Annotated in this window: 21 protein-coding genes and 1 riboswitch; of the genes, 9 read left to right on the top strand and 12 right to left on the bottom strand. The window is 68.7% G+C overall.

Going from position 1 to position 18,375, the window contains the following annotated elements; all coding sequences use genetic code 11:
* Positions 1-16: 16 nt before the first annotated feature.
* The 3 genes from ACO1BU_RS08875 to ACO1BU_RS08865 form a co-directional block, all read right to left on the bottom strand.
* Positions 17-985 (bottom strand): LysR family transcriptional regulator, encoded by a 969-nt coding sequence (locus tag ACO1BU_RS08875; RefSeq protein ID WP_424135568.1) that lies wholly within the window; start codon positions 983-985, stop codon positions 17-19.
* A gap of 145 nt (positions 986-1,130) precedes the next feature.
* Complete coding sequence (locus tag ACO1BU_RS08870) at positions 1,131-2,708, bottom strand: ABC transporter substrate-binding protein (RefSeq protein WP_424135567.1); 1,578 nt, start codon at positions 2,706-2,708, stop codon at positions 1,131-1,133.
* A 126-nt stretch (positions 2,709-2,834) separates the two neighbouring features.
* Positions 2,835-2,940, bottom strand: a riboswitch (TPP riboswitch).
* A 152-nt stretch (positions 2,941-3,092) separates the two neighbouring features.
* Positions 3,093-3,515: a PAS domain S-box protein gene (locus ACO1BU_RS08865; protein ID WP_424135566.1), complete on the bottom strand. Its 423-nt coding sequence runs from the start codon at positions 3,513-3,515 to the stop codon at positions 3,093-3,095.
* A 212-nt stretch (positions 3,516-3,727) separates the two neighbouring features.
* On the opposite strand from ACO1BU_RS08865, the gene ACO1BU_RS08860 reads away from it, so the two are divergent.
* Entirely contained in the window at positions 3,728-4,684 is a 957-nt protein-coding gene (locus tag ACO1BU_RS08860) for an SDR family oxidoreductase (RefSeq protein WP_424135565.1), read from the top strand.
* A gap of 13 nt (positions 4,685-4,697) precedes the next feature.
* A complete protein-coding gene (hpxZ, locus tag ACO1BU_RS08855; protein WP_424135564.1) occupies positions 4,698-5,078 on the top strand; it encodes an oxalurate catabolism protein HpxZ in 381 nt (126 codons plus the stop codon).
* Positions 5,079-5,090: 12 nt separating this feature from the next.
* Here the strand turns inward: hpxZ and ACO1BU_RS08850 are convergent, their stop codons facing one another.
* The 5 genes from ACO1BU_RS08850 to ACO1BU_RS08830 all read right to left on the bottom strand — a co-directional run bounded on the left by ACO1BU_RS08850 (position 5,091) and on the right by ACO1BU_RS08830 (position 8,700).
* A complete protein-coding gene (locus ACO1BU_RS08850) occupies positions 5,091-5,303 on the bottom strand; it encodes a hypothetical protein (RefSeq protein ID WP_424135563.1) in 213 nt (70 codons plus the stop codon).
* A 158-nt stretch (positions 5,304-5,461) separates the two neighbouring features.
* A complete protein-coding gene (locus ACO1BU_RS08845) occupies positions 5,462-6,304 on the bottom strand; it encodes a fumarylacetoacetate hydrolase family protein (protein WP_424135562.1) in 843 nt (280 codons plus the stop codon).
* A 71-nt stretch (positions 6,305-6,375) separates the two neighbouring features.
* Positions 6,376-7,428: an alpha/beta hydrolase gene (locus tag ACO1BU_RS08840; protein ID WP_424135561.1), complete on the bottom strand. Its 1,053-nt coding sequence runs from the start codon at positions 7,426-7,428 to the stop codon at positions 6,376-6,378.
* Positions 7,429-7,598: 170 nt separating this feature from the next.
* Positions 7,599-8,168 carry a peptidoglycan-binding domain-containing protein gene (locus ACO1BU_RS08835; protein WP_424135560.1) on the bottom strand — a complete coding sequence of 190 codons (570 nt, stop codon included), beginning with the start codon at positions 8,166-8,168 and terminating at the stop codon, positions 7,599-7,601.
* A 97-nt stretch (positions 8,169-8,265) separates the two neighbouring features.
* Positions 8,266-8,700, bottom strand: coding sequence for a hypothetical protein (locus ACO1BU_RS08830; protein ID WP_424135559.1), 435 nt, complete (start codon positions 8,698-8,700; stop codon positions 8,266-8,268).
* A gap of 168 nt (positions 8,701-8,868) precedes the next feature.
* Between ACO1BU_RS08830 and ACO1BU_RS08825 the strand changes: the two genes are divergently transcribed.
* From ACO1BU_RS08825 to ACO1BU_RS08810, 4 genes are all read left to right on the top strand, one after another.
* Positions 8,869-10,293, top strand: a complete 1,425-nt coding sequence (locus tag ACO1BU_RS08825; RefSeq protein WP_424135558.1) for an MATE family efflux transporter — start codon at positions 8,869-8,871, stop codon at positions 10,291-10,293.
* Positions 10,290-10,721: a PaaI family thioesterase gene (locus ACO1BU_RS08820; RefSeq protein WP_424135557.1), complete on the top strand. Its 432-nt coding sequence runs from the start codon at positions 10,290-10,292 to the stop codon at positions 10,719-10,721. Before ACO1BU_RS08825 ends, ACO1BU_RS08820 begins: the two co-directional genes overlap by 4 nt.
* A 97-nt stretch (positions 10,722-10,818) precedes the next feature.
* Complete coding sequence (locus ACO1BU_RS08815; protein ID WP_424135556.1) at positions 10,819-11,196, top strand: hypothetical protein; 378 nt, start codon at positions 10,819-10,821, stop codon at positions 11,194-11,196.
* Between the two features lie 190 nt (positions 11,197-11,386).
* Complete coding sequence (locus tag ACO1BU_RS08810) at positions 11,387-12,598, top strand: OprO/OprP family phosphate-selective porin (protein WP_424135555.1); 1,212 nt, start codon at positions 11,387-11,389, stop codon at positions 12,596-12,598.
* Between the two features lie 65 nt (positions 12,599-12,663).
* On the opposite strand, the gene ACO1BU_RS08805 is transcribed toward ACO1BU_RS08810, so the two are convergent.
* From ACO1BU_RS08805 to ACO1BU_RS08795, 3 genes are all read right to left on the bottom strand, one after another.
* Complete coding sequence (locus ACO1BU_RS08805; RefSeq protein WP_424135554.1) at positions 12,664-13,536, bottom strand: cell envelope integrity EipB family protein; 873 nt, start codon at positions 13,534-13,536, stop codon at positions 12,664-12,666.
* 29 nt (positions 13,537-13,565) lie between these two features.
* Complete coding sequence (gene aspS, locus ACO1BU_RS08800; protein ID WP_424135553.1) at positions 13,566-15,383, bottom strand: aspartate--tRNA ligase; 1,818 nt, start codon at positions 15,381-15,383, stop codon at positions 13,566-13,568.
* Positions 15,384-15,475: 92 nt separating this feature from the next.
* Positions 15,476-16,108: a YqgE/AlgH family protein gene (locus ACO1BU_RS08795; RefSeq protein ID WP_424135552.1), complete on the bottom strand. Its 633-nt coding sequence runs from the start codon at positions 16,106-16,108 to the stop codon at positions 15,476-15,478.
* A gap of 210 nt (positions 16,109-16,318) precedes the next feature.
* Between ACO1BU_RS08795 and ACO1BU_RS08790 the strand changes: the two genes are divergently transcribed.
* Genes ACO1BU_RS08790 through ACO1BU_RS08780 form a run of 3 tightly spaced genes read left to right on the top strand, consistent with a single transcriptional unit; the run spans position 16,319 to position 17,912 of the window.
* The gene (locus ACO1BU_RS08790; protein ID WP_424135551.1) at positions 16,319-16,801 is read left to right on the top strand and encodes a peroxiredoxin; all 483 of its coding nucleotides are present in this window, start codon (positions 16,319-16,321) and stop codon (positions 16,799-16,801) included.
* A 10-nt stretch (positions 16,802-16,811) separates the two neighbouring features.
* The gene (locus tag ACO1BU_RS08785) at positions 16,812-17,084 is read left to right on the top strand and encodes a hypothetical protein (protein WP_424135550.1); all 273 of its coding nucleotides are present in this window, start codon (positions 16,812-16,814) and stop codon (positions 17,082-17,084) included.
* Between the two features lie 60 nt (positions 17,085-17,144).
* Positions 17,145-17,912, top strand: coding sequence for an SDR family NAD(P)-dependent oxidoreductase (locus ACO1BU_RS08780; protein ID WP_424135549.1), 768 nt, complete (start codon positions 17,145-17,147; stop codon positions 17,910-17,912).
* 35 nt (positions 17,913-17,947) lie between these two features.
* Here the strand turns inward: ACO1BU_RS08780 and ACO1BU_RS08775 are convergent, their stop codons facing one another.
* The gene (locus ACO1BU_RS08775) at positions 17,948-18,373 is read right to left on the bottom strand and encodes a PaaI family thioesterase (protein ID WP_424135548.1); all 426 of its coding nucleotides are present in this window, start codon (positions 18,371-18,373) and stop codon (positions 17,948-17,950) included.
* Between the last annotated feature and the right edge of the window lie 2 nt (positions 18,374-18,375).

Here is an 18,375-nt window from a genome sequence, read left to right as displayed (position 1 = left end):
CCAGATCCGGAAACGTTCAGCGGCGCGCCAGCCAACCGATCAGCTGGTTGCGAAGCCACATCTCGCCGGGATCGTGATCGACGGCTGTGCGCCAAGCCATGTGCATCACCGCTTCCCGGCAGGGAAAAGGCGGTGGATCAGCCGCGAGGTGCTCCATCCCGCCCAGGGCGGCCAGCGCGTCCAGCACGGCCTCCGTCACCAGGCAAAGCAGGTCCGTACCCTGGATGGTGCGGGGAATCAGGCCGTAATCCGGCACGCCGAGCACCACCTGCCGCTCGCGGACGAGCTTGGCCAGCGCCTCATCCACAAAGCTCGTAAGATCGCCCCGGGGCGTGACGAGCATGTGCGGACGGGCGCAGTAGCTGTCGAGATCCACGGGCCCTGGCGAACTCGCATCGCGCAGGACACGCCAGCCTGACCGGCGCAGGACGCGTTGCTTGGCCGTCGCCGGCAGATCCTCCACATAGCCGATAGCCGTGTTGATCTCCCGCGATTCCAGCATGTGCGGGATGGTGCGGTAGGTGGCGGCCCGGATGATAACCCGACAATACGGCGCCGCCTTCCGCAGTTGCGGCAGGAAGGGGATCATGGCCATGGCGATGTCCTCGCTCATGCCGATCCGGAAGGTGCGGATATCCTTCAAGGGATCGAAGGAAATGGAGCCGGCGATCGCGCCGGCCACGGTCTGCATCGCGGGCGCCAGCTGTTCCATCAGCGCCTCCGCCTTGGGCGTCGGCTCCAGCCCGCGGCCATGGCGGATGAACAGTTCATCCTGGAAATAGGCGCGCAGCCGCCCGAGGGCGGAGGAGGTGGCTGGCTGCGACAGGAACAGAGATTCCGCGGCCCGAGTGACGCTGCGCTCGCGCATGAGCGCAGAGAAGACGGGCAGCAAATTCAGGTCGAACTGCCGCAGGCCGGCCTCGTCCGCGCGTTGCGCCATCGGTTCCTTCGCCCCTTTTCCATTCACCGGGTGGATGCGGTGCATCCATATCTCCACGTGGATTCTGGAACAACCGGGATCCGAGCGGTGTATCCGGCGACCAGATGACGCTCGCGCTATTCGTCCTGTCTATAGATTCGGCCCGGCCGGCTCCCCGCGGCCCTTTCATATGCGGGGAGGGCCGCCCGGCTCAGCCGCGCCGGACATTCCACATATAGGGGTTGGGGCCTTGCAGGACGCCGGAAAGGTCGGACCGGAACCCGGTCTTCAACACGAACAGCCCGCTCGGCGCGAAGCCCACATGGTCCCAGGCGGTCCTTTGAACGGCGGCGAAGGCGGATGCCTGCGTCGCGGCGTCCGGCGCATAGAGCCAGCGCTCGATTTCGGCCTCCGTGGCGGGGTCGGTGGGCCAGCCGAACCAGGCGGTGGGGCCATCCCCGCGAATGCCGGAGTTCACGGCGGGGTTAGCAATGGAGGCCGCGGGGAAGTTGGTGGGATAGATACTCCACCCGCCATGATTCGCGTCCTCCCGCGAATTGCGGCGGGTCAGCATCGCGGCCCAGTCCATTTCCTGCAGGTCAACCTGGAAGCCGAGCTGCCGGCAGACATCGGCGGCCAGCCTTCCCTGTGGCGCCACGGCGGCGAAGTCCGTCGGGTTGATCACCACGACCCTCGCGCCTTCCGCCCCCGCGGCACGGATGGCGGCGCGCGCCTTCTCAAAGTCACGCGGCGAAGAAGGGAACTCGACCACGCCCGGCAGGGTGCAGGGAAAAAGGGCATGGCATTCGCGCCAGTCGCCGGGGGCCGCGACGGCGGCCATGTGGTCGGACTGGCTGATGCAGTCCCGCACGGCGCGGCGGACCTCCACCTTGTCGAAGGGGGGATGCAGGTGGTTGAAGCGGATCACGCCCAGGAAGCCGATCGGGTCGTAGATCTGGGTCTTGATGTTCCGGTCCCGCGTGAGGAGGGGCAGCAGGTCCGGAAGCGGGTATTCCACCCAGTCCACCTCTCCGCGTTGCAGGGCCGCGCCGGCAGTCGCTCCGTCTGGGATGATATGCCATTCCAGCCGGTCGAAATGCACCCGCTTGCCGCCCGAGGCGCCCTCCGCAGGCTCGTCGCGTGGCACATAGGCCTCGTTGCGCGCATAGGCGACGAAGCTGCCGGGGTTGAACTCGGAAGCCACGAACTTCCATGGGCCGCTGCCGATCATCTCCGGCACCGGCTTGTCCGGGGCGGTGGCGGCCAGGCGTTCCGGCATGATGAAAGGCGGCACACTGGCAGGCTTGGCCAGCGCGTAGAGCAGGGCCGGGAAGGGGCGGCTCAGCCGGATCGTCAGGGTGCGGTCGTCCGGCGTACCCCACTCGGCGACGGTACGGCCGAGGATCTGGCCGAACAGGTCGCGGGCACACCAGCGCTTCAGGCTGGCAACGCAATCCCGCGAGAGCACGGGCGCGCCATCATGGAAGCGCAGCCCATCCCGCAGCCGAACCGTCCAGAGCAGGCCATCGGCACTGACCTCATGCCCCAATGCCATTTGCGGGCGCGGGTTGAGCTTCGCATCGGTCGCGAAAAGCGTGTCGAAGACGCAGAAGCCATGGGTGGTGCTGATCGTGGCATTCTGCACGACCGGATCCAGCGCCGTCAGCGCCGCCTGCGGCACGAAGCGCAGGGTGCGGGCCCGGCTGGGCTGCGCGACGGCTGGCTGGGCAAGTGCGGGGAAGGAAAGCGCCGAAAGGGCGGTGCCCTTCAGCAGGGAGCGGCGATGCATGGGGTTTCCTCCATCCCAACCCCGGGGACGGGCGGAGGCGGCGCCGGCCGCCGCGCCGGCTCAGGCGATCGCGCCACGGCCCATAATGACGGGCAGAGGAGCGGATTCGCGCGGCCGGGGCGCGTCGTCGTCATGGTGCACCGATCCCTACGCCGGTTCGAACCGGGTCAGGTTCCAGGGGTCGCGGGATATCCCGCCTCTCAGCCCGGAATGGGCTCCCCCCGATGTCCAGCGCCGGTATGGGCCGGTGAGGGCATGCGGTGCAAGGGGGCTTCCATTTCAGCAAACCCGCCCCGTCACACCGCCCCGACCCACTCACCTCACTTCCCGCTCCGGCGTCTTCTGGTCCTGCGGGGCCGTGTCACCGCCATGGTGGAGAGAACCCTAGTTCAGCAAGCACTCGGACCAGCATCCCGCTCGCCATTCCTGGTTCTGGTTCACCGCTAAGAAGGGGGGTGCTCGCCGAAGGGGACGATGCCCGCCCTCGGGCAGCACCGGCCGGAGCACCGCGCAGAAGCAGGGCTCGTTCTGCGTGTCCCGCAGCATGGTGACATAGGTCTGCACCCACACCGTGGTTCCGTCGCGGCGCAGGTAGCGCTTGGTGATGGTGAAGGGCTCCTCATCGGTCATCAGGCGCTCAAGCAGGTGGGCGTTGCTCGGCCAGTCCTCGGGATGCGTGATGTCTCGGATGCTTCGCCCCAGCAACTCACCTGCGGCATAGCCCAGCAACTCGCAGGTGAAGCGGTCCACCCGCGTGAAGCGGCCCTCTATATCCGTCGTGGTCTGGCCGAAGGCCTGATGGATCACGCCCATTGTTCCGCTGCATACACCGCGGATTGATCCACGGCGCTTCCAGTATGGGACAACGCTCAAAAGGGCGTCAGGTCACGCCGTCGAAGCAAGGCTGGAACCCGTGCGCCGGCTCCCGGTTATCGCCCCGGTGCAACGGGACGTTGTCACCCGGTGCAACGGAATGTTGTCACCCCCGGCAGAACCAGACGATCGAGAGGAAAAGGCCCATGCCCCGGATCCAAGGCAGCGTCGTGGTGATCGCCGGCGCATCCAGCGGGATTGGCCGTGCCACCGCCCAGCTTTTGGCCCGGCACGGCGCCCATCTCGTCCTCGCCTCCCGCCGGGAGGACACGCTGGACGTGGTGCGGGCGGAATGCGAGCGCCTGGGCGCTGAGGTCATCGCCATCCCCACGGATGTGACGGATGCTGCAGCGGTGCAGCGCCTGGCCAATGGCGCGCGGGACCGCTTCGGCCGGATCGATGTCTGGATTAACAACGCCGGCGTCGGCGTGATCGGACCCTTTGATGAGGTGCCGGCCGAAACCCATGCCCAGACCATCCGCATCAACCTGCTGGGCCAAGTCAATGGCGCCCATGCCGTGCTGCCCGTGTTCAAGCGGCAGCGCCATGGAATCATGATCAACACCCTCTCGGTCGGCTCCTGGGCGCCCACCCCCTTCGCGGCGTCCTACGCCGCCTCCAAGGCTGGGCTGCTCGGCTTTACGGAATCGCTTCGCGCTGAATTGCAGGACTGGCCGGACATCCATGTCTGCGATGTCTTCCCGAGCGTGGTGGACACGCCCGGCCTGCGCCACGGCGCCAACCACACGGGCCACCAGATCAATGTCAGCGGTCCTATTACCTCTCCCTTCGAGGTGGCAGAGGCCATTGCCTCCCTTATCCGCCGCCCGCGTCGGGCGGCGGTGGTGGGGCTGGCGGCCCAGGCCGCGCGCCTGGCCGGCACCATGGCCCCGGGCCTGCTGGGACGGGCGATGGCGAGAATAATGCGGAAGGGCCTCGCTCGCGCTCCGAAAGCGGCGGTCTCAGAGGGCAACCTCTTCACGGCGCCCGCGGATCATGGCGTCTATGGCGGCTTCCGGACGGAGCCGACCATCCGCGTTCCCGCCGAGGCCTGGATGGCCGCGGCCGGGATCATCGGCTTCTGGCTGGGCCGCAGACGCTGAAAGGAAATTCCGCGTGGAGATCAACATCCCCGAGATCCGGGCCGAAGTGGAGGCCGCCTTCGCCCGCTACGAGCAGGCGCTGGTGACCAATGACGTACCGGTGCTGGAGGAATTGTTCCGGGATGCGCCCGAGACCATCCGCTACGGCGCCACCGAGAACCTCTATGGCATGGACGAGATCCGCGCCTTTCGCCGCGCCCGTCCTTCGGTCGGGCTGATGCGGAGGCTGGAGCGTACGGTCATCACCACCTATGGCCGCGACTTCGCGACGGCGAACACGATGTTCCGGCGGGAGAGCGCACCGGGGAAGCTGGGGCGGCAAAGCCAGACCTGGGTGCGCTTCCCCGAGGGATGGCGTGTGGTTTCGGCGCATGTAAGCGTCGTGCCGGAGTAGCGGCCCCGAGGCTCAGCACCGGGGAAGAAGCACCTTCCGCAACTCGTCGCTCAGCATCCGGTGGGTGTTCCGCATCAGTGCGAGGTGCTGGAGTGCCTCGGGCAGCAACTGGCTCTCCTCCAATTGCTCCAGGAGGATGATCAGCCTTTCCTGCCGCTCGACGCGCGCCTGTTGCTCGCGCACCCGCCGCAGTACCTGTTCCGCTCGTGTCGGCTCCGGGGACATGGGAATACCCGCCGCTTTGGGGGAAGCGTCCCCCTATCCGGCGGGCCTGAGCCCGGCATTCACCTTCGTTACACCCCTGGTTGAAAAAGTGCTTTCGCGGTCGCGCTTCCCGTGGTGCCGGCAATGGTATGGGCGGGCGGTTGCGCCCGCCCCTCCATTCACCCGGCGACGGTCCGCTGCGTCTGAACGCCAAGTCCCGCGATCCCCAGCCGCATCACCTGCCCGGGGCGGAGATAGACGGGCGGCTTCATCCCCAGCCCCACGCCAGGCGGCGTGCCGGTGGTGATGATGTCGCCGGGGTGCAGCGTGATGAAGTTCGAGACGTAGGACACGATCGTCCGCACGTCGAAGATCATGGTGCGGGTCGATCCGTCCTGCATGCGCTTGCCGTCCACCTCCAGCCACAGGGCCAGATCCTGCGGATCCGGCACCTCATCCGACGTGACCAGCCAGGGGCCGACGGGGCCGAAGCCATCCGCGCTCTTGCCTTTGTCCCAGAGCCCGCCGCGCTCCATCTGCCATTCGCGCTCGGAGACGTCATTGCAGATCGCGTAGCCCGCCACATGGTCCAGCGCGGATTCCGCGGAAACGCGCTTGGCCGTCGTGCCGATCACGATGGCCAACTCCACTTCCCAATCCGTCTTGCGGCTATCGGGCGGGATGGCGATGTCGTCGTCTGGCCCGGCCAGCGCGTTCAGCGACTTCAGGAAGACGATCGGCTCCTTCGGCACCGCGGCGCCGCTTTCCGCTGCGTGGTCGGCATAGTTCAGGCCGATGGCGACGAAGTTCCGCGTGCCGCCCACCGGCGGCCCGAGCCGCACGCCTGCCCGCACCTCGGGCAGCGAATTCGTGTCGAGCGCCGCGAGCTGCGCGAGCCCCCCGCGCGACAGGGCCGCGCCGGCGAGGTCCGGCACGATGCCCGACAGGTCGCGGATAGTGCCGGATGCGTCCAGCAGGCCGGGTTTTTCGGCACCGGGGGGGCCGTATCGCAGCAACTTCATCGTGGGCGTTCCGTCTTCCCGTCTGGCGTTCGCCGTCCCCTAGCATGATCCGCGGCGGCCGTATTCTCCTCTCAGGCGAAGGCTTCTTCCAGGAAGACCTGCACGGCCTGGAACAGGGCGCCGCGGTTGCGTTCCAGCATGATGCTGTGGGTGCCCTCTGCCAGCATCACCAGCCGCTTGCCCGGCGAATTCGTCAGCAGCGGGAACAGGGTGGTGGCCATGGAGGGCGGGGTGTCCCGGTCCCACTCGCCCAGCACCAGCAGGGAGGGCACTGTCACCTTGGCGGGGTCGTAGAAGGGGTTCCCGGCATCCCAGTAATCCCGCAGGTCCTGCAGCACCCCGTTGGGCGCGCGCAGCACGGAAGGCACCTGGCGCGATCCCTCCGGATCGGTGGCGAAGGTCGCGTCGGCCCAGTGCTCGAACCAGCCGGGCGGGATCAGCCCCCCGCGCTTATTGTCCGGCACGCCCCTCATCCAACGCTCCCGCGCCTGGGCGCGGGTCACGCTGCGATAGGCTGGCAGTGGCCCCTCGGGTACCGGAACCGCGCCCCGGCTATCGGGATCGCGCAGCCAGAGCGGGGCGTAGAGCACCAGCCGGTCCACCAGCGCCGCGTTTTCGGTCGCGAAGCGCGAGACGAGGGTGGTGCCCCAGGACCAGCCGATCAGCCCGCATTTCGCGGCGCCCCGGGCCTGGCGGATATGCGCGACGGCCGCGCCGATATCGGCCACCGCCTGCTCTCCGCGCGTCGGCGGCGGCGAGCGATCGGCGGGCGGCCGGGTGGAGCGGCCATAGCCCGTCAGGTCCAGGCTCCACACATCGAAGCCGCGCCCGGCCATGTAGTCCATCCAGGAGACCCCGGCGAGCGGCAGGTCGAACCCCGTGCTGGCCGGGTAGGTGGCGCCGTGCACGCAAAGGATGGGCGGCAGGTTGCGCCCCTGCGGCGGCGTCTCGGGCCTCTTGTTGCGGAGATAGAGTTGGACGCCCTGCTCGCTTCCGGGGATGAGCATCTCGTCCATCACGACCCCGGCCGGCTGGGCGGATGCCTGGCCCGGAAGGCTGGCCGCCGCCGGGAGCAGGGCTGCCGAGGCAAGCATGCTGCGGCGGGCAATGCCGGAACGAGCCATGTGTCTCTCCCCCTCACGGCTCATGCTTCACCTGACAGCAGGCCGTCGTCTCGCCACCCTGCCACAAAGACCCGCCAGGACCAGAGGCGATGTGCCAAAGCGTAGAACCGGATGGTGGCCGGGACGGACGCCGGGGCGCGCTCGGCGCGCTTCCCCGGGGCCTGTCCGCGTCAGCGCAGCGGTGCCTCGATGTTGTTGGGGTCGAGGCCCATGGCCTGGGCCGTGGCGGGATTGATCTGGCCGGTGGGCTGGAGGCCACGGCCCTGCTGGAAGCGCTCGATCGCCGCCTGGGTACCGGCGCCCCACATGCCGTCCACGGCGCCGCGATAGAAGCCCAGCGCGCGGAGCCGCGCCTGGACATTGCGGACAGCCGCACGGCTGAGCGGTCCGGGCCCGGGGTCCGGCACGGCCGCGCTGGCCGGTCCGGGCCCGGCCGCCAGGATCTCGGCGGGGTTCAGCCCCAGTGTCGCCGCGGTGGCCTGGTTGAGCTGGCCCGTGACCTGGATGCCGTTCCGTTGCTGGAAGCGCTCCAGCGCCGCCTGGCTGTCGGGGCCCCATACCCCATCCGGCCGCCCCGTATAGGCGCCAGCCTGCCGCAACCGCTCCTGCACCTGCATCAACGCCGCGGGGCCCAGGGGCTGGACATAGTTCAGGCCGGGCGCTGGCTGCGCGGTCGCCGGCGCCACCAGGAGCGGGACAGCAGCAACCAAGCCCGCCACCAGCATGCCATAAAGCTTCATCGCGCCTGCCTCCCAGAGGAATATTCCGCCTGAACCAGAGGAATATTCCGCCTGAACACGAAAGCTCGGGGCGCGGTTGCAGGGGCGAGGGGCGCCGTCAGGCCAGATCGTTGCCGTCGGTCAGGTCCATGGCCTGCGCGATGCGCTGGCCGTTCTCGAAGGCGGTAAGCAGCCATGGCTCCGCCACAGTGCGGGTGAAGCCCCGGCTCTCGCTCTCCTCCGCCCGGATCACATCGCTGCGGAGGATGACCGGGCCACCCGCCTCCTCGGAGACACGCAGGGTGTTCTGGACATAGACCGCCTCCTCGCCCAGCCGTCCTTCCAGGCGGCAGAACAGGCCGGGCGCACCCTCCGTGCGGTCCACGAAGGCAAAATCGGGGGAAAGGGGCAGGTTGGTGGGCATGAAAGGCTGCTGCCACTGCTCGAAGCAGCTCTCGATGACATGGGCCAGGGCAGCGACCGCGAAGGTTTCGAGGAAGGGCCAGGCCTCGGCGTCCAGCTTGTCCATGATTTTTTCGGCTTCGCTGGTCATGCTTGGTTCCTTGGGTCGCTGCGCGGGGGAATGAAGGATGGTGCGGGACCCTGCCGATCCGCGCCCGGATCCTTCGCGGCGCGACGATTCCGGGAGGCCGGGGCGGCGTCTAATCATATCTCCGCTGATGGCCTGCCAAGCTGCCCCCGAGCAGCTACACCGCGCCCCATGGAAGAAGCGGCGATGCGGCGGAGCGGATGGTGGGCGGAGGCACGGGCGACGCTGTTGCTCGCCTGGCCCATGGCGCTGACCAACCTGTCGCAGATGGCGCTGCTGGCGACGGATGCCGCCTATCTCGGCCATCTCTCGACCGAGGCGCTGGCCGCGGTGACGCTTTCGGGCACCCTGTTCTGGACCATGCTCGCCCCCGGCTTCGGCCTTTCCCTCGCGGCGGCGGCCATGCTGGCGCAGGAACGGGGACGGCGCATCGGGCATGTGCGGGCCATGCGGCGCACGGTGCGGGCCGGAGCCTGGGGCGCACTCCTCGCGGCGCTGCCGGGAATGATACTGCTCTGGCATGGCGGGGCGGTGCTGCGTGCCCTGGGGCAGGAACCCGGCCTGGCTGATGCGGCGCAGGCGTTCCTGCGCTGCGTTCTCTGGGGCATCCCGCCCTTCGGGGTGTTCCTGACCCTGCGCGGCTTCATGGCGGCGATGGAGCGGCCCTGGCCGCCCCTGATCATCGGGCTACTGGCGGTGCCGCTGAACGCGCTGCTGGGCTGGGTCCTGATCTTCGGCCATCTCGGCGCCCCGGTGCTGGGGGTGCGTGGCGCGGGCATCGCGGGGGCAGTGGCGGACAGCTTCATCTGCCTGGCCATGGCCCTGTTCATCACCTGGGACCGGAGGCTGCGGCGCTACGCCCTGTTCGGGCGGATCTGGCGGCTGGATGCGGGGCGGCTGCTCCGGCTGCTCCGGCTCGGCCTGCCGATCACCGGGCAGATGCTGCTGGAAATCGGGCTGTTCAGCGCGGTGGGTCTCGTCATGGGCGCCTTCGGTGCGGTGGCGGTGGCCGCCCATGCCATCGCGCTGCAGATCGCCACGATCACCTTTGCCGTGCCACTCGGGCTGTCACAGGCCGCCACGGCGCGGGTCGGGCTGGCCATCGGCGCCGGCCGGGCGCGGGACGCCTGGCGGGCGGGCTGGACGGCGATCGCGCTCTCGGTGGCCTTCATGGGGCCCATGGCCGTCGTAATGCTCATCGCCCCCGGCACATTGGCTGGGCTGTTCCTCGATCCCGCTGCCCCGGGCGCGGCCGAGACGGCGGCGCTGGCTGCGACCCTGCTGTTCTTCTGTGGCCTGTTCCAGATCAGCGACGGGGTGCAGGTGGTGGGCGCTGGTGCTTTGCGTGGGCTGCAGGACACGCGCGTGCCGATGTGGATCGCGGCGGCCGGCTACTGGGCTCTGGGCTTCAGCGCGTCGCTGGCGCTCGCCTTTCCACTCGGCCTGGGCCCGGTGGGGATCTGGGCAGGGCTGGTGATCGGCCTGTTTGGCGTAGCGGGGGCCATGGGATGGCGCTGGGCGCGGCTCTCCCGCCCGGACGGGCCGGCCGCGGGCCGGTTGACGCGTGAGCGCGGGCTTGCGCCCATGGCGCCATGAGCACCGCGCCGATCTGGAAGAAGCCCTACACCCTGGAGGCCGTGCTGGCGCGGCTGGAGGGAATTGCCCCGGGGCGTCTGGGCATCACCGTCACCGAGATCGGGCCGGATTACCTGCGCGGCGCCATGCCGGTGGACGAGCGGCACGTCCAGCCCTGGCGGGCGCTCCATGGCGGGATCTCGGTCGTGCTCGCGGAGACGCTGGGCAGCATCGCCGCCTCCCTCGCCGCGCCCGAGGGGTTCCACTGCGTCGGCCTTGAGATCAATGCCAACCACATCGCCAGCGTGCCGGAAGGGCAGATGGTAAGCGCCGAGTGCCGGCCCTTCCATATCGGCCGCTCCACTCAGGTCTGGCAGACCGAGATCCGGCGGGCGGACGGGCGCCTGAGCTGCGTATCCCGCTTCACCTCCGCCGTCGTGCCGGACTGACCCCCGGTTACGCTCCGTTGCCGGCCGCGCCGCACAGGAAACCCCATCCGGTGCAGGATGGTTCCTGCCGGAACTACCGGCGTTGGAGGTGACCATCATGCGTAAACCCCTGCTTCTGGCCGCTGCCCTGGCCCTGACCGGCGTGACTGGCTTGGCCCTGGCGCAGACCGCTCCCAGCCCGGCCGCGCCACCTGCTCCGCAGGCCCAGGCGCTCACCCCGCCGCCACCTCCGGGGCCGCAGGCCCAGGCCCCCATGCCCGTCCCGCCGGGTGGCCCGCGCGGGCCCGGCATGGAGGGCCCCGGCCCGATGCGCGGCTGGCACCACCGCCATGCACCGTCCCGCGCCGCGAGCTTCCATATCGAGCGCGACGATTCCGCCATCCACATCCGCTGCGCCGAGGGTGAATCGACCCGCGCCTGCGTGGATGCCGCGGTGGTGCTGCTGGACAAGGTCGGGAGCATGCCGGCCCGCTAAGGCGGGCGAGGGGGCGGAGCTTGGTTCCGCCCCCGGTCGGTCGCACTGGCGGAAGGCCATTCGCGCCCATCCGTGATCAACTTTCTGATTGGTTACACGGCGTTCACGTCATTGCTTAGACCATCCCTCGCGGAAGGCCGGTAGGAAGCGGGCCTCGTTCCCGACCGGAGGCTTGGTCATTCCCCATCGCATGAGACTTTCAGCGGCGCTTCTTGCCGCCCTGGCCTCTCCGGCCCTGGCCCAGGAAGCCGCACGTCCGGATGGCATCCGGTGGGACGGCCTGACGCCGACCCTGCAACTCGCGGATGGCAACTTCACCCTGGCGCCCAAGCTGCGGCTGGACGCCGATGCGGGATCCTTTTTCGGGCAGGAGGAGCCGGGTGGCTATCGCAGCGGCGTGAACCTGCGCCGCGGCCGGTTGGGCGTGACCGGCACGGTGCTGCGGGACTTCACCTATGACTTCACCTGGGAGTTCGGTGGCTCCAGTCCCAACGACTACAGCAATCTCTACGAGGCGCAGATCGCCTATCGCGGCTTCCAGGGCGTCGCCATCCGTGCCGGCGCGTTCCAGTTGCAGCACCTGCCGGAATATTCCGGCTCCTCCTTCGATCTGCCTTTCATGGAGCGCGCGGCGATCAGCAACATCGCCGCCAGCCTTGCTTCCGGCAGTACGCGCCTGGCTGCCGGAGTGGAGGCGAATGGAGCGATCGGCGGGGCTGGGGCGCGCTGGAATATCAGCGCCTACGGCACGGGCGGCGTCGCCTCCACCCCGCATGACCAGCGGCAGCGCGGGCTGGTCGGCCGCGCGGTGGTGCTGGCGGTGGACCAGCCGGGTCTGCAATTGCAATTCGGCGTCGATGTCGCGGCGCAATTCCATCCCGGCACGAGCCCCGGGCCCGAGTCCATCCGCCTGCGCGATTACCCCGAGCTGCGTATGGACACGCGCCGCTTCCTGGACAGCGGCACGATCCGCGCGGACGGCGCCTGGGCGGCGGGGCCGGAATTCGCCGGCCGCATTGGCCGCTTCTATGCCGAGGCGGTGTGGCAGCGCGTGGAGGTGGACACCGTGAGTGGCCCCGACCGCCGCTACGAGGGCTGGTATGCCGAGCTGCTGTATCCGCTGCGTGGCAGGCCGCGTGAGCGAGCCTCCAGCGGGGCGACCTGGAAGCGTCCGATGCCGGAGGATCGCTGGGGCGCGCTAGAAATCGGCGCCCGCTACAGCGCCGTGAATCTGCGGGATGGCGGGCAGGGCGCCCGGCAGGGCATCTGGACGGTCGGGCTGAACTGGTACCCGACCGAGCAGCTTCGCTTCACCATGCAATACGAGAACGGGACCACCCGCCTGTCCGGGCCCGACCGGGATTTCCAGGCGATTGGGCTGCGCGCCGCGTTCAACCTGTAGTCGCCACCTGGCGGCGATCAGGCTGCGCGCCGCGTCAGCCTGTCGCCCCTATGCGTTGACGGGCGTCAGCACCCGCCTGGAACGGCTTCCAGCGTTTCCAGGCGGCCATTCACCGCGAACTCGCCGAAATCCATGTTCAGCTCATCCGCCACGCCATTGGCGAAATAGCGCAGCCCCACCTCGTAGTCCGGGGAGGAAGCGCCGCCGCCATTACTATCCTTGCCGAAGAAGGCGATCCGCATCCGCCCGCTCTCCTGGTTGGCCAGGAGCGGGAAGCGGGGCTGGGTCTGCGCCTCCTTCTGCCAGGGGGAAAGCACAGTGGTGCTGTCCTGCGCCCCATCCTCGCTGGTGCCATCCATCAGGGGCACGTTGAGCATGCGCTGGCCGGCCCGGGCGGTGGCGATGGCGCGGATCGTATGGGCCATCGGCAGCAGCGTGCCCGGGGGCAGCGTCTCCGTATGCGGGGTCGGCTGCTCATAGGTGGCCACGCCGCTGCCGTCGGGCTGAAGCGTCGCCTCGCCGGAGACGCGGTTGCTGACAGCGCCGGCCGTCATCTGCGTCATGGAGAACCGCAGATGGCGGCCATCCTTACTTTCCCAGGTCGAGTAGTCGGAGGCGGTCTCGATCGCCTGCCCGTCGCGGTCCTGCAGGCGCATGGTCAGGCGCTGGCGGCTGGCCCAGCCGTCACAGGCATCCAGCACCTCAAAGAGCATCACGCCATCAGCCCGCGAGACGTCGGAATTGTCCCGCGCCTTGTCGAAGGTCAGGCGATAGGCAGCGCGATGCGCCACCATGTCCTGCGATCCCGGCAGCGCCGCCGGGGTCTGGTTCGCTCCCGGGGCCGCCACCGGGGCGGCTGGCTGGGCAGGGGCTGGGCCGGCAAGGGCGAGAGCCGTGCCCAGGGTGACGGTGGCAGCAAGAAGGGAGCGTAGGCGCATCGAGGAGCCTTTCCGGTTCACCCCAAGACTTAGGCGCTCTTCGGCGCGCTTGCACCCTTCGCCGTGTCCTTCGCGGGGGGAAGGTCGGGCTTCAGGTGCAACTCCTTCCAACGGGAAGGCTCGATCGGGGCGGGGGCGTTCATCATGAGGTCCTCGCCCTGCTGGTTCAGCGGGAAGAGGGTGACCTCGCGAATGTTCGGCTCATCGGCCAGCAGCATGACGATGCGGTCAATGCCTGGGGCAGAGCCGCCGTGGGGCGGGGCGCCGTAGCGGAAGGCGTTCAGCATGCCGCCGAACCGCTCCTCGACCTCCGCGGCCGTATAGCCGGCGATCTCGAAGGCACGGATCATGATGTCCGGGCGGTGATTGCGGATGGCGCCCGAGGACAGCTCGATGCCGTTGCAGACGATGTCGTACTGATACGCCTTGATATCGAGCGGGTTCATGGAGTTCAGCGCCTCCAGCCCACCCTGCGGCATGGAGAAGGGATTGTGGCTGAAATCAATGCCGCCCGGCTTCTCCTCATTCTCCTCATACATCGGGAAGTCCACGATCCAGCAGAAGCGGAAGGCGTTCTTCTCGATCAGGTCCAGCTCGTTGCCCAGGCGGGTGCGGACGGCGCCCGCGAATTTCTGAGCGTCCTCCTTCTTGCCGGCAGCGAAGAAGACGGCGTCGCCCGGGTTCAGCCCGCAGGCGGCGCGGATGGCCTCCACGCGGTCGGCCTCCAGGTTCTTGGCGATCGGGCCCTTGGCGCCATCCGCCGCGAACTGGATGTAACCCAGACCCCCGGCACCCTCGGCACGGGCCCATTCGTTCAGCTTGTCGAAGAAACCGCGCGGCTTATCCGCCGCACCCGGGGCCGGGATGGCACGGATGATGCCGCCCGAGGCCGCGATCTTTGCGAAGAGGCCGAAACCGCTATTCGCGAAGTGCTGGGTTACGTCGGTGATCTTGATGGGGTTCCGCAGGTCCGGCTTGTCCGAACCGTATTCCAGCATGGCCGTGTCATAGGCGATGCGCGGGAAGGGCGCCGGGGTCACAATGCGGCCGCCGCCGAACTCCTCGAAAACGCCATGCATCACGGGCTCGATGGCGGCGAAGACGTCTTCCTGCGTAACAAAGCTCATCTCGAAGTCGAGCTGGTAGAACTCGCCCGGAGAGCGGTCGGCGCGCGCGGCTTCGTCGCGGAAGCAGGGGGCAATCTGGAAGTAGCGGTCGAAGCCCGCCACCATCGCCAGCTGCTTGAACATCTGCGGCGCCTGCGGCAGCGCGTAGAACTTGCCGGGATGCAGGCGGGCCGGGACCAGGAAGTCCCGCGCGCCCTCGGGGCTGGAAGCCGTCAGCAACGGCGTCTGGAACTCGGTGAAGCCCTGCTCGATCATCCGGCGGCGGATGCTGGCGATTACGCCGGAGCGCAGCATGATGTTGCGGTGCTGCTTCTCCCGCCGCAGGTCGAGGAAGCGGTAGCGCAGCCGCAGCTCCTCCGGGAACTCCTGCTCGCCGGCCACCTGAATCGGCAGCACATCGGCCGTGGACTGGACGGAAAGCTCGGCGATCCGCAGCTCCACCTCACCGGTCGGCAGCTTCGGGTTCACGGTGGAGGGCTCGCGCGCCACCACCTGGCCGGTGACCGTGATCACGCTTTCCGGGCGCAGGTTGTCGGCCGCCTCGAAGACCGCGGAACCGGCCGGCACCACGCACTGGGTCAGGCCGTAATGGTCCCGCAGGTCGATGAAGAGCAGGCCGCCATGGTCGCGCTTCCGGTGCACCCAGCCGGAGAGCCGGGCGGTCTTGCCGGCATCGGCGGCGCGGAGGGCGCCGCAGGTGTGGGTACGATAGGCGTGCATGGGGCAGGGACCCTGGGTCTGGTCGTGTTCGGGGCGGCAAGAGGGGCAGGCAGCCCCCCCCTGTCAACCCCGGCGCGTCACCCCGCTTCGGTTCAGGCCCGTCCGGCCGTGTCCACCAGAAGCAGCGGGTCCACCTTCAGCTTCGCCAGGGCCCGGCGCCATTTGGCGTCCTGGTCCTCCTCCTCGAAGAGAATGGCCTCGTCTGGGGAGACGCTAAGCCAGGCATTATGGGCGATCTCGCTCTCGAGCTGCCCCGGGCCCCAGCCGGCATAGCCAAGGGCCAGCAACCCCTGACGCGGCCCGCCGCCCGAGGCGATGGCCTTCAGGATGTCCACGCTGGCGGTCAGGGCGAAGCCGCCCTCCACCGGCAAGCTGCCCTCGCTGGACCAGTCCTGCGTGTGCAGCACAAAGCCCCGGCCGCCTTCGACCGGACCACCGGCATGCAGGCGGATCCGGCGCTGGGGCGGAACCGGCGTGACGTCGAGCTGCTTCAGCAGGTCGTCAAAGGTCAGATTTTCAATGGCACGGTTGATGACAATCCCCATCGCCCCTTCTGCCGAATGGGCACAGAGGCAGATCACGCTCCGGGCGAAGCGCGGATCCTCCATGCTCGGCATGGCGATGAGGACCTGGCCGCCAAGCCATCCCTCCTCCGCCGGGCCGGGCTTGGCCATGCGGTTGAGCTGGATAGGCGGCTGGCCTTCCATCTCTTCCGATTCCTCCATCTCATCCTCCAGATCTTCGAGGCTGGGAGGGGGAGCCTTATCCTTTGGGCGCCGGGTCATGCCTGGAAGATGGAGCCAGGGAAGGGGGCCTGCAACCCGCCCCTGGCCCCATCTGGTGCAACGCGGTAAGGGACGGGGCGATGGCGCCCGTTGACAGCGGGACGAAACAGGGGCCGAAACTGCGGCCTGCCCGCAGCCCGTGAGGACATCATGCCCATCAAGACCGGCGACACCATTCCCTCCGTCAAGCTTATGCAGGCCTCGGCCGAGGGGCCGAAGGAAGTCGACACCGCCTCCCTGCTGGGTAACGGAACCGTGGTCCTGTTTGGCGTGCCTGGGGCCTTCACCCCTACTTGCTCGGCCAAGCACCTGCCGGGCTTCGTGCAGCAGGCCGCAGCCCTGAAGGCCAAGGGCGTGGACACCGTCGCTTGCGTGGCCGTGAACGACGCGTTCGTGATGCAGGCCTGGGCCAAGGACCAGGGCGTGGCCGACGAAGTCGTGATGCTGGCCGACGGCTCGGCCAACTTCATCAAGGCGCTGGGCCTGGAGATGGACCTGACCGCCCGCGGAATGGGCGTGCGGTCGCAGCGCTTCGCCCTGGTCGCGAAGGACGGCAAGGTAACCTATGTCGGCGTCGAGCAGCCCGGCGCCTTTGAGGTGAGCAGCGCCGAAGCGGTCATCGCCCAACTGTGACGAGCCCTTCATGAACGATCCCGCCCGCTGGGGCCTCCTCGCGTGGCAGGCGGGCTGGGTCTTCACCCTACGAAGTATGGACCTGATGGCCCGCCCCGACGGGGCAGGGGCCGAGCTGACCCGGATGGCCCTGGAGAAGCAGCGCGCCTTCACCGAGGGCTGGTTCGCCGCCGGCCGCGCTGCCATGCGCGGAGCGGACCCGGCGGCAGTGATGGCCGCGGCAGCTCGCCCGGCCCATCGCCGCGTCTCCGCCAATTTGCGAAGCCTGCGCCGCGGGAAATAGCCGCAACCCCTCCCTCCGCCGGGCGCTTCACCTGCTCTCTCCACGAAATGGAATGGGCAGATGGTGCTGCAGGGCAAGGTGGCCTTCGTCACCGGGGCCGATTCGGGAATCGGGCAGGCGATCGCGGTCGCCTTTGCGCGGGCAGGGGCCGATCTGGCGATCACCTGGCACACGGATGAGAAGGGCGCGGCCGAGACGGCGCAGCGAGTCGAATCCGTGGGCCGCCGCGCCTTCGTCACCCAGCTGGATGTGCAGGACTCCAAGGCGGTCGATGCCGCTTTCGAGGCAGCGCGGGCGGCACTGGGCGTGCCGGACATCCTGGTGAACAACGCGGGCAAGGGCATGGGCAGCAAGAAGCCCGTGGCCGAACTCGCGGACGAAGATGTGGAGGTGGTGATCCGCACCAACCTCTTCGGTCCGCTCTATTGCTGCCGCGCCTTCCTGCGGCAGAAGCCGCCCCAGGGCAGCAAGATCATCAACATCACCTCTGTCGCCCAGCACCTGCCGACGGATGAGAGCGCGCCCTACGGCATGTCCAAGGCCGGGCTTGGTTCACTGGTCCGCAGCCTCTCGGTGGAGCTGGCTCCGCAGCAGATCAATGTGGTGGGTATCGCCCCCGGCCTGATCCAGACGCCGATGACGCAGGAGCGGCTGGACGACCCGGCGAAGCGCGAGGCCTCCTTCAAGGAGATCCCCTGGCACCGGGCCGGCCAGCCGGAAGAGATCGCGAAGCTGGCGCTGTTCCTGGCCAGCCCGGATGCCGAATACATCACGGGACAGGTCGTGGTGATGGATGGTGGGCTGACGATGAACTGGGGCGGAGCCTGAAGAGAGAGGTCAGGGAAATACCTCTCCCGACTTTTTCACCGGAGCGGCGAGTCCGCTGGCACGCCCTCCGGCACCTGGCTTCCGCTGCGCCAGCGATGGGTGCCCGAGCCAAAGGCCACCATCTTGCCATCGGGCCCCAGCACCTGGGTGCTGGTGAAGAAAATGTTGCGCCCGGCGGAGACCACCCGGCCCTCTGCCAGGATGCGTCCTTCCGTGACCTGGCCGGTGAAACGGGTGTTCAGATCCAGCGTCACTGCGCGGCGGACATTGCCGGGCACCGTGCAGAACAGCCCGGCATAGGCACCTGCCTGATCGATCATCGCCAGCAGCACGCCCCCATGAAGCACGCCGCTGCGGTTGAAGTGCTTCCGCTCCACGGTCAGCGCCAGGCGGGCGAAGCCGTCGCGCCATTCATCTACCGTGATGCCGAGGAGATCGTGAAAAGGGGCGGTATCTTCCATGT

The sequence above is a fragment of the Roseomonas chloroacetimidivorans genome, assembly GCF_049629625.1.
Classification (GTDB): domain Bacteria; phylum Pseudomonadota; class Alphaproteobacteria; order Acetobacterales; family Acetobacteraceae; genus Roseomonas; species Roseomonas chloroacetimidivorans.
This window is presented reverse-complemented; position numbering and strand designations above follow the sequence as displayed.

Bases quoted from the DNA above. Each gene is read 5' to 3' on its own strand.
- ACO1BU_RS08860 (WP_424135565.1), top strand. From the start codon at position 3,728: ATGCCCCGGATCCAAGGCAGCGTCGTGGTGATCGCCGGCGCATCCAGC.
- ACO1BU_RS08775 (WP_424135548.1), bottom strand. From the start codon at position 18,373: ATGGAAGATACCGCCCCTTTTCACGATCTCCTCGGCATCACGGTAGAT.
- ACO1BU_RS08795 (WP_424135552.1), bottom strand. From the start codon at position 16,108: ATGGAGGAATCGGAAGAGATGGAAGGCCAGCCGCCTATCCAGCTCAAC.
- ACO1BU_RS08830 (WP_424135559.1), bottom strand. From the start codon at position 8,700: ATGACCAGCGAAGCCGAAAAAATCATGGACAAGCTGGACGCCGAGGCC.
- ACO1BU_RS08875 (WP_424135568.1), bottom strand. From the start codon at position 985: ATGCACCGCATCCACCCGGTGAATGGAAAAGGGGCGAAGGAACCGATG.
- ACO1BU_RS08790 (WP_424135551.1), top strand. From the start codon at position 16,319: ATGCCCATCAAGACCGGCGACACCATTCCCTCCGTCAAGCTTATGCAG.
- ACO1BU_RS08835 (WP_424135560.1), bottom strand. From the start codon at position 8,168: ATGAAGCTTTATGGCATGCTGGTGGCGGGCTTGGTTGCTGCTGTCCCG.
- ACO1BU_RS08820 (WP_424135557.1), top strand. From the start codon at position 10,290: ATGAGCACCGCGCCGATCTGGAAGAAGCCCTACACCCTGGAGGCCGTG.
- ACO1BU_RS08810 (WP_424135555.1), top strand. From the start codon at position 11,387: ATGAGACTTTCAGCGGCGCTTCTTGCCGCCCTGGCCTCTCCGGCCCTG.
- ACO1BU_RS08870 (WP_424135567.1), bottom strand. From the start codon at position 2,708: ATGCATCGCCGCTCCCTGCTGAAGGGCACCGCCCTTTCGGCGCTTTCC.
- ACO1BU_RS08785 (WP_424135550.1), top strand. From the start codon at position 16,812: ATGAACGATCCCGCCCGCTGGGGCCTCCTCGCGTGGCAGGCGGGCTGG.
- ACO1BU_RS08850 (WP_424135563.1), bottom strand. From the start codon at position 5,303: ATGTCCCCGGAGCCGACACGAGCGGAACAGGTACTGCGGCGGGTGCGC.
- ACO1BU_RS08825 (WP_424135558.1), top strand. From the start codon at position 8,869: ATGGAAGAAGCGGCGATGCGGCGGAGCGGATGGTGGGCGGAGGCACGG.
- aspS (WP_424135553.1), bottom strand. From the start codon at position 15,383: ATGCACGCCTATCGTACCCACACCTGCGGCGCCCTCCGCGCCGCCGAT.
- ACO1BU_RS08840 (WP_424135561.1), bottom strand. From the start codon at position 7,428: ATGGCTCGTTCCGGCATTGCCCGCCGCAGCATGCTTGCCTCGGCAGCC.
- ACO1BU_RS08845 (WP_424135562.1), bottom strand. From the start codon at position 6,304: ATGAAGTTGCTGCGATACGGCCCCCCCGGTGCCGAAAAACCCGGCCTG.
- ACO1BU_RS08805 (WP_424135554.1), bottom strand. From the start codon at position 13,536: ATGCGCCTACGCTCCCTTCTTGCTGCCACCGTCACCCTGGGCACGGCT.
- ACO1BU_RS08815 (WP_424135556.1), top strand. From the start codon at position 10,819: ATGCGTAAACCCCTGCTTCTGGCCGCTGCCCTGGCCCTGACCGGCGTG.
- ACO1BU_RS08780 (WP_424135549.1), top strand. From the start codon at position 17,145: ATGGTGCTGCAGGGCAAGGTGGCCTTCGTCACCGGGGCCGATTCGGGA.